Raw genomic sequence first — 8,547 nt, forward strand, 5'->3', positions numbered from 1 at the left:
CTGGTTTGGTCAGGATGGCATTGTGCGGCAGAAGGCGGGTGGGGTCATGTCCGGATGCGCAGGGTGATGCTCTGAATGAGACATTCGGGTTTGTCTGTGCCGGCCCTTTCGCGGCTAAAGCCGCTCCCACAGGGATCGCATACTCTTCAGGCTGGCGCGGTACCTGTAGGAGCGGCTTTAGCCGCGAAAGGGCCCGTACAGGCAATACAAAATCACGAACATGAGTAAACCTTGAGTTCATCTCAAATTTAATGAGTTTGTCTCAAGATGCCGGCGCCCGGAAAATCCCCCTCATTCATTTATGCATGCTGAGGGACAAGACATGGCACTGGCACACAACCTGGGCTTTCCGCGTATCGGCCGCGACCGCGAGCTGAAAAAGGCCCAGGAAGCCTACTGGAAGGGTGAACTCGACGAAGCCGGCCTGCGCGCGGTCGGCCGCGAGCTGCGTGCCCGCCACTGGCAGGTGCAGAAAGATGCCGGCATCGAACTGCTGCCGGTCGGCGACTTCGCCTGGTACGACCAGGTGCTCACCCACTCGCTGACCTTCGGTGTGATCCCGCAGCGTTTCCGCAGCCACGACGCTGCCAGGCCCACCCTGCAGACCCTGTTCGCCATGGCCCGTGGCGCCGTGGGTGACAGCTGCTGCGGTGGCGCGCACGCCCAGGAAATGACCAAGTGGTTCGACACCAACTACCACTACCTGGTCCCCGAATTCACTGCCGACCAGCAGTTTGCCCTGAGCTGGGAGCAGCTGTTCGAAGAAGTGGCAGAAGCCCAGGCCCTGGGCCACGCGGTCAAGCCGGTGGTAATCGGCCCGCTGACCTACCTGTGGCTGGGCAAGGCCAAGGGTGGCGATTTCGACAAGCTGGAGCTGCTCGACCGCCTGTTGCCGCTGTATGACCAGATCCTCAACCGCCTGGCTGCCCAAGGCGTGGAATGGGTGCAGATCGATGAGCCGATCCTGGCCCTGGACCTGCCTCAGGATTGGAAGAATGCCTACGAGCGCGTCTACAACATCCTTCAGCGGGCGCCACTGAAGAAGCTGATCGCCACCTACTTCGGCGGCCTGGAAGACAACCTGGGCCTGGCCGCCAACCTGCCGGTCGATGGCCTGCATATCGACCTGGTGCGGGCGCCCGAGCAGTACCCGACCATTCTCGACCGCCTGCCGGCCTACAAGGTGCTGTCGCTTGGCCTGGTCAACGGCCGCAACGTCTGGCGCTGCGATCTGGAAAAGGCGCTGGAGGTATTGCGCCATGCCCATGAGCGCCTGGGGGAACGGCTGTGGGTGGCGCCGTCCTGTTCGCTGTTGCACAGCCCGGTGGACCTGGACCGCGAAGACCAGCTCGATGCCGAACTGCATAGCTGGCTGGCCTTCGCCGTGCAGAAGTGCCAGGAAGTGGCGCTGCTGGCCAAGGCCATCAATGCCCCAAAAGCCGACGACGTGGCCGCCGCATTGGCCCTGAGCCAGGCCGTGCAGGCCAGCCGCGCCGCTTCGCCGCGTATTCACAAGCCGGCCGTGCAGGCCCGCCTGGCGGCCATCAAGCCCGCTGACAGCCAGCGTCGGTCGGCGTTTGCCCAACGTATCGCCAAGCAACGTGCGGGGCTCGACCTTCCGGCGTTCCCGACCACCACCATCGGTTCGTTCCCGCAGACCTCGGCGATCCGCCTGGCACGCCAGGCCTACAGGCAGGGCAAGCTAACCGAGGCCGATTACGCCGAGGCCATGCACAGCGAGAACCGCCATGCGGTGAAAATCCAGGAAGACCTGGGCCTGGATGTACTGGTGCACGGCGAGGCCGAGCGCAACGACATGGTCGAGTACTTCGCCGAGCAGATCGATGGCTATGCGTTCACCCGCTTCGGCTGGGTGCAGAGTTACGGTTCGCGTTGTGTGAAGCCTGCGGTGATCGTTGGCGACCTGAGCCGGACGAAGGCCATGACCGTGGAATGGATCACCTATGCCCAGGGCCTGACCAGCAAGGTGATGAAGGGCATGCTGACCGGCCCGGTGACCATGCTGATGTGGTCGTTCCCGCGTGAAGACGTGAGCCGCGAGGTGCAGGCGCGCCAACTGGCGCTGGCGATCCGCGACGAAGTGGTCGACCTGGAAGCAGCGGGTATCAGGATCGTGCAGATCGACGAAGCGGCATTCCGTGAAGGCCTGCCGCTGCGCCACGGCGCCTGGGCCCATTACCTGGAGTGGGCCACCGAGGCCTTCCGCCTGGCTGCCTCGGGGGTGCGTGACGAAACCCAGATTCACACCCACATGTGCTACAGCGAGTTCAACGACGTGATCGAGTCGATCGCCGCGATGGATGCCGACGTGATCACCATCGAGACCTCGCGGTCGGACATGGAGCTGCTGGCTGCCTTCGAGCGGTTCGCCTATCCCAACGAGATCGGCCCGGGTGTGTATGACATTCATTCGCCACGCGTGCCGACCCGTGAGGAAATGGTCAAGCTGCTGCGCAAGGCTGCCCAGCGTATCCCGGCCGAGCGCTTGTGGGTCAACCCGGATTGCGGGCTGAAGACCCGTGGCTGGCCGGAGACCGAGGCAGCGCTGATCAATATGGTTGCCGCTGCTCGCGAGTTGCGCGCTACCGCCTGATTATTCGCCGCCTGTACCGCGGCCTATTCGCGGGTAAACCCGCTCCCACAGGTACCGTGCACAACTTGAATGCAGTGGTGCTGCTGTGGGAGCGGGTTTACCCGCGAAGAGGCCGGCACAGACACTAAAAACCCCCTAGAATGCCGGCTCCGATTCAAATCGACAGGGAGTGATGCGATGAGAGTTCTGGTAGTCGGCGCCAGCAAAGGCCTGGGCAAGGCCTTCATGGAAGGGCTGGGAAAACCGGGCGATACAGTGATTGGTGTGTCGCGCGCCAAACCTGCTGCAATGAACATCGGCAAGGGCATCGAAACCCGCTGGATCGAAGCCGACCTCGGCCAGCCGGTTACGGCCGTCGAGGCCATCGCCCGGGCACTGGCCGATGGCGGGGTGGACACTCTGATCTACAACCTCGGCTTGTGGGAGGCCGAGGCCTTCGAAGCGCACTACAGCTTCCTCGCCGACCGCGATGCGCAATTGCAGCGCATGGTCGACTGCAACATCACGGCAACCATCCTGCTGATCAAGCGCCTGCTGCCGTTGCTGCTGGAAAGCGAAAAACCACGGATCATCCTTACCGGTTCCACATCGGGCCTGCCCCAGAGCGGTCGCCCGGAAGTCACCTTCGCCGCTTCCAAGTTCGCCCTGCGCGGCATTGCCGAGGCCTTGCGTGAAGGTTATCGGGGGCAGGGGCTTGGGGTGACGTGCCTGAACCTGGGCTACCTGAATACCGAGGATGGTCTGGAGGTGCCGTTGGCCGAGGCTGCAGTGCGGGGGGAAGGAGGGCTGATACCGCTGCACGATGTGGTGCTGATGGTGCGCACGCTGCTGGAGTTGTCGGCGGCGAGTTATGTGCGCGAGCTGACTCTGCCGGCTATTGCCGATGAGCGGTTCTGATATCTGAGGTTTCTTTGCAAGCAGGCCCGGCTTTTCGCAGGCTTGCCCGCTCCCCATAGTTGCAGCACAAATTTCAAGGTGTGTGCAGTACTTGTGGGAGCGGGCAAGCCCGCGAAGAGGCCGGGCCTGCTTAAATCAATCGCTGATTCAACGCTCGATGGCCAAGGCCACCCCTTGTCCGCCACCGATGCACAGGGTCGCCAGGCCTTTCCTGGCATCCCGCTTGATCATTTCGTGCAGCAGGGTCACCAGCACCCGGCAGCCGGAAGCACCAATCGGATGGCCCAAGGCAATCGCCCCGCCATTCACGTTCACCCGCGCAGCATCCCATTCCAGCGCCTTGCCCACCGCCAGCGCCTGCGCGGCAAAGGCTTCGTTGGCTTCGATCAGGTCCAGCTCGGCCAATTGCCAGCCGGCCTTGTCCAGGCAGCGCTGGGTGGCCGAAACCGGGCCTATGCCCATGATCGCCGGGTCTACACCGGCACTGGCATAAGCCGCGATCCTGGCCAGAACCGGCAGGCCCAGGGCCTCGGCCTTGGCAGCGCTCATCAGCAGCACGGCGGCGGCGCCGTCATTCAGGCTCGAGGCGTTGCCGGCGGTGACACTGCCATCCTTCTTGAACGCCGGGCGCAGTTTGCCCAGGGATTCGGCGGTGGTATCCGGGCGTGGCTGCTCGTCCCGCGCGAACACCTTGGGCTCGCCCTTTTTCTGCGGCAGCACGATCGGGGTGATTTCATCATCGAAGCGGCCGGCCTCCATGGCCGCCACGGCCTTGCGCTGCGACTCGGCGGCAAAGGCATCCTGCTGCTCACGGCTGAGAGCGTACTGATCTACCAGGTTTTCGGCAGTGATACCCATGTGGTAGTCGTTGAAGGCATCCCACAGGCCGTCGGTGATCATGCTGTCGATCAGCTGGCCATGGCCCATGCGCTGGCCGGTACGGGCCGAAGGCATCACGTAGGGGGCAAGGCTCATGTTCTCCTGGCCGCCGGCGATTACCACCTCGGCGTCACCGCAGCGGATGGCCTGAGTGGCCAGGTGCAGGGCCTTCAGGCCCGAGCCGCAGACCTTGTTCAGGGTCATTGCCGGCACGCTGAAGGGCAGGCCGGCCTTGATCGCGGCCTGGCGTGCAGGGTTCTGCCCGGCGCCGGCGGTCAGTACCTGGCCCAGGATGACTTCGTCGACCTGCGCCGGGGCCAGCCCGGTCTGCTCCAGCAGGCGCTTGATCACGGCGGCACCGAGGTCTACTGCAGGTACGGTGGCCAAGGCGCCCTGGAAGCTGCCGATGGCGGTACGGGTTGCGGCGACGATGACCACGTCGTTCATGTTGTTGTTCTCCGTGCGATGGGCGTAATGCCTCAAGCATCGGTGGCTTTGGCTCATTTGTTAAGTTTGTTTTTCTTTGCGATTGATGTGGAAAACAAATGAATGGGCGTAAAGCGGCCGGCAGAACTATGCTGATGGATGCGCTACTACACTCATCTGGATGGGAGCACATGCCCATGCGTACATTGATCGCGCTGACCCTTTTGATTGGCAGCAGCACTGCATTAGCCGCCACCGAATGCACCACCGCCGACAAAAGCACCTGGCAGGATCAGGAAAAATTCCAGGCGCAGCTCAAGGAGCAGGGCTACAAGATCAACAAGTTCAAGGTCACCAAGGGTAACTGCTACGAGATCTACGGTTTCGACAAGGATGGCAAGAAGGTCGAGATCTACCATGACCCAGTGACGGGCAAGGCAGTCAAGACCGAGTACCACGATTGAACAGCGACGGCACGGTGCAGCTGTGGGACCCCCTACTGCGGCTGTGCCACTGGTCGATCGCCGTGGTGTTCTTCGCCAATTACTTCTTCAACGAAGAAGGTGACGACTGGCACCAGTGGCTGGGTTACTACGCACTCGCCGTTGTGGTGGTGCGTGTGATCTGGGGCTTTGTCGGGCCACGCAGCGCGCGCTGGGCCGATTTCTGGCCAACCCCGGCAAGCCTGCTCGGGCATGCTCGGGCGTTGCTGCATGGGGAGCTTGACCATCACATGGGGCATTCGCCCATTGGCGCGCTGGTGATGGTGCTGATGCTGACCTGCATCGCCGGTCTTGGCCTTACCGGGTGGGCGTCGGAGGAGGTGGACGCGCTGTTCGGCGTCGATTGGCCGATGGACCTGCACAGCTGGCTGGCCAATGCGCTGCTGGCGCTGGTTTGCGTGCATGTGCTGGCGGCCATCTACGAGAGCGTGCGCATGCGGGAAAACCTGCCTTGGTCGATGATCACAGGGCGCCGTCGGCACCGCGATTGACTGTGGCGGCCTCTTCGCGGGCTTGCCCGCTCCCACAGGTATTGCGCAGCCCTCAGGCTTTGCGCCGTCCCTGTGGGAGCGGGCGAGCCCGCGAAGAGGCCGCCACAGGAAAACCTCGGTTTTGAATCCCTCTGATCACCCCGTAATATGTGTCGGATAACCTGCAGGGGTAGTCTCACCCTCTGATCAACCGGAATCGCCCATGGCGGCGCTTCCCCCGGCATAAACCTGACGAGGTACAGACATTGGCCATCATTCATCCTAAGGTCCGCGGTTTCATCTGCACCACGACTCACCCGAAGGGCTGCGAGCTCAACGTCCGTGACCAGATCGAAGCCACCCGCAAACTGGGCGTGCGCGAGGATGGCCCGAAGAAGGTCCTGGTCATCGGTGCTTCCAGCGGCTACGGCCTGGCAGCACGCATCACCGCGGCGTTCGGCTTCAAGGCCGACACCCTGGGCGTGTTCTTCGAAAAACCAGGCACCGAGACCAAGGCCGGCACCGCTGGCTGGTACAACGCTGCAGCCTTCGACAAGTTCGCCAAGGCCGAAGGCCTGTACAGCAAGTCGATCAATGGTGACGCTTTCTCCGACGAGGCCCGTGCCAAGGTCATCGAGCTGATCAAGAACGAAATGGGCGGCAAGGTCGACCTGGTCATCTACTCGCTGGCCTCGCCAGTGCGCAAGCTGCCGCAAACCGGTGAACTGGTGCGTTCGGCCCTGAAGCCGATCGGCCAGCCATACAAGTCGACCGCCATCGACACCAACAAGGACAGCATCATCGAGGCCAGCATCGAGCCGGCTACCGAGCAGGAAATCGCCGACACCGTCACCGTCATGGGTGGCCAGGACTGGCAGCTGTGGATCGACGCCCTGGCGGGTGCCAACGTGCTGGCCGAAGGCGCCCGCACCGTGGCCTTCAGCTACATTGGCAGCGACATCACCTGGCCGATCTACTGGCACGGTGCGCTGGGCCAGGCCAAGCAGGACCTGGACGAAACCGCCCTGCGCCTGGACGAGAAACTGGCCGGTGAAGTCAAGGGCGGCGCCAACGTGGCGGTGCTGAAGTCGGTGGTTACCCAGGCCAGTTCGGCCATCCCGGTGATGCCGCTGTACCTGTCGATGGTGTTCAAGATCATGCAGGAGAAGGGTGTTCACGAAGGCACCCAGGACCAGCTGGACCGCATGTATCGCGACCGCATGTACCGTGCCGACGGCGCGCCGGCCGAGGTCGACGAGAAGGGCCGCCTGCGTCTGGACGACTGGGAACTGCGTGATGACGTGCAGGACGCCTGCAAGGCGCTGTGGCCACAGGTGACCACCGAGAACCTGTTCGAGCTGACCGACTATGCCGGTTACAAGAAGCAGTTCCTAAACCTGTTTGGCTTCGAGCGCGCTGACGTCAACTACGACGAAGACGTGGCTACCGATGTGAAGTTCGACTGCGTCGAGCTGTAATCGCTGTCGGCCTGTACCGGCCTCTTCGCGGGTAAACCCGCTCCCACAGGGATCTCACCAAGCCTGAAGGCAGTGAGGACCTTGTGGGAGCGGGCAAGCCCGCGAAGAGGCCGGTACAGGCTATGAAAACTTTGCTAGCTTTGGCGCACAACAACAGGGAATGTGCCATGAGCAGCCTCACCCAGCCCGCCACCGCCTTTCGCCACACCGCAGCCGACGGCTACAGCCTCGGCGGCTTCCGCTGGCGCCACGCCCGACCTGACCCCCAGCGCCCGCTGGTGATCATCAACGCTGCCACTTCGGTACGCTGCCGCTACTACTCGCGTTTCGCCGACTACCTGTTTGCCCAAGGCTGCGATGTGCTGACCTACGACTACCGTGGCATCGGCGAATCCCGCCCGGCCTCGCTGCGCGGCTTCCAGGCATCCTGGAGCGACTGGGGCCGGCTGGATTTCGAAGCCATGCTGGTGCATGCCGCAGAACATTTCCCCGGCCAGCCGGTGGATGTGGTGGGGCACAGTTTTGGCGGCTGCGCAGTGGGGCTGGCACCGTCGGCGAGCAAGGTTCGCCGGGTGGTGATGGTTGGCGCACAATTCGCCTACTGGCGCGATTACGCGGCTGGCCAGCGCTGGCAGCTGTTCGGCAAGTGGCATGTGGTAATGCCGCTGCTCACCCGGGTGTTCGGTTATTTTCCCGGCAAGCGCCTGGGTTGGCTGGAGGACACGCCATCCGGCGTGGTGCACGACTGGACCACCCGTACCCCGCGCTATGAGCACCGACCCAGCGGGCGTGCACTGGAGGCACTACCGTTCGCCCAGGTGCGGGCGGCGACGCTGGCCATCAGCCTGACCGATGACCCCTTTGGTACCGTGGCGGCGACCGAGCGTTTGCTGGGCTATCTGCAGGGCGCCGAACGTAAGCACCTGCGCATTGCGCCTGTGGATATCTCGGTCGATGAAATTGGCCACTTCGCGTTCTTCCATGACCGGTTTCGCGAAAGTTTGTGGCCGGTGGCGTTGCAGTGGTTGCGGCAGGGGGGATTGGCGGGTGAGGTGCCGGGAACCATCATCAGCTGAGGTTGGTTTCGAAATTTTGGGGCCGCTCTGCGGCCCTATCGCGACACAAGGCCGCTCCTACAAGGGAACGCGGTCTTCTGTAGATACCGTCTTGACCCTCACCCCGCAAGAGCGATTTGAGGGTCAAACGGTTTGCCGGATTTCACTACGCCATACACCAGGTGCAAAAGCTTACGCATAGCAGCGCAGACTATCTGCTTGTAG

7 protein-coding genes are annotated in these 8,547 nt (G+C 63.0%); 6 read left to right on the plus strand and 1 reads right to left on the minus strand.

Going from position 1 to position 8,547, the window contains the following annotated elements:
* Positions 1-322: 322 nt before the first annotated feature.
* Together metE and J5M58_RS25450 are read left to right on the plus strand one after the other, a co-directional pair.
* Complete coding sequence (gene metE, locus J5M58_RS25445) at positions 323-2,614, plus strand: 5-methyltetrahydropteroyltriglutamate--homocysteine S-methyltransferase (RefSeq protein ID WP_207880057.1); 2,292 nt, start codon at positions 323-325, stop codon at positions 2,612-2,614.
* Positions 2,615-2,791: 177 nt separating this feature from the next.
* Entirely contained in the window at positions 2,792-3,511 is a 720-nt protein-coding gene (locus tag J5M58_RS25450) for an SDR family oxidoreductase (protein ID WP_112250147.1), read from the plus strand.
* Between the two features lie 147 nt (positions 3,512-3,658).
* Here J5M58_RS25450 and J5M58_RS25455 read toward each other — a convergent pair whose 3' ends face one another.
* Complete coding sequence (locus J5M58_RS25455) at positions 3,659-4,837, minus strand: acetyl-CoA C-acetyltransferase (RefSeq protein ID WP_112250148.1); 1,179 nt, start codon at positions 4,835-4,837, stop codon at positions 3,659-3,661.
* A gap of 176 nt (positions 4,838-5,013) precedes the next feature.
* Here J5M58_RS25455 and J5M58_RS25460 point away from each other — a divergent pair, with 176 nt between their 5' ends.
* From J5M58_RS25460 to J5M58_RS25475, 4 genes are all read left to right on the plus strand, one after another.
* Positions 5,014-5,280, plus strand: a complete 267-nt coding sequence (locus J5M58_RS25460) for a PepSY domain-containing protein (protein WP_085692244.1) — start codon at positions 5,014-5,016, stop codon at positions 5,278-5,280.
* Positions 5,277-5,810, plus strand: a complete 534-nt coding sequence (locus J5M58_RS25465) for a cytochrome b/b6 domain-containing protein (protein ID WP_112250150.1) — start codon at positions 5,277-5,279, stop codon at positions 5,808-5,810. Before J5M58_RS25460 ends, J5M58_RS25465 begins: the two co-directional genes overlap by 4 nt.
* 245 nt (positions 5,811-6,055) lie before the next feature.
* Entirely contained in the window at positions 6,056-7,267 is a 1,212-nt protein-coding gene (gene fabV / locus J5M58_RS25470; RefSeq protein ID WP_207880059.1) for an enoyl-ACP reductase FabV, read from the plus strand.
* Between the two features lie 167 nt (positions 7,268-7,434).
* Positions 7,435-8,343: an alpha/beta fold hydrolase gene (locus J5M58_RS25475; protein WP_112250154.1), complete on the plus strand. Its 909-nt coding sequence runs from the start codon at positions 7,435-7,437 to the stop codon at positions 8,341-8,343.
* Positions 8,344-8,547: the final 204 nt, after the last annotated feature.

The sequence above is a fragment of the Pseudomonas sp. 32_A genome (genome assembly GCF_017490905.1).
GTDB classification, from domain to species: Bacteria; Pseudomonadota; Gammaproteobacteria; order Pseudomonadales; family Pseudomonadaceae; genus Aquipseudomonas; species Aquipseudomonas inefficax.

Excerpts from the sequence above, each read along its gene's own strand:
- metE (WP_207880057.1), top strand. The coding sequence starts at position 323 with ATGGCACTGGCACACAACCTGGGCTTTCCGCGTATCGGCCGCGACCGC.
- J5M58_RS25450 (WP_112250147.1), top strand. The coding sequence starts at position 2,792 with ATGAGAGTTCTGGTAGTCGGCGCCAGCAAAGGCCTGGGCAAGGCCTTC.
- J5M58_RS25455 (WP_112250148.1), bottom strand. The coding sequence starts at position 4,837 with ATGAACGACGTGGTCATCGTCGCCGCAACCCGTACCGCCATCGGCAGC.
- J5M58_RS25460 (WP_085692244.1), top strand. The coding sequence starts at position 5,014 with ATGCGTACATTGATCGCGCTGACCCTTTTGATTGGCAGCAGCACTGCA.
- J5M58_RS25475 (WP_112250154.1), top strand. The coding sequence starts at position 7,435 with ATGAGCAGCCTCACCCAGCCCGCCACCGCCTTTCGCCACACCGCAGCC.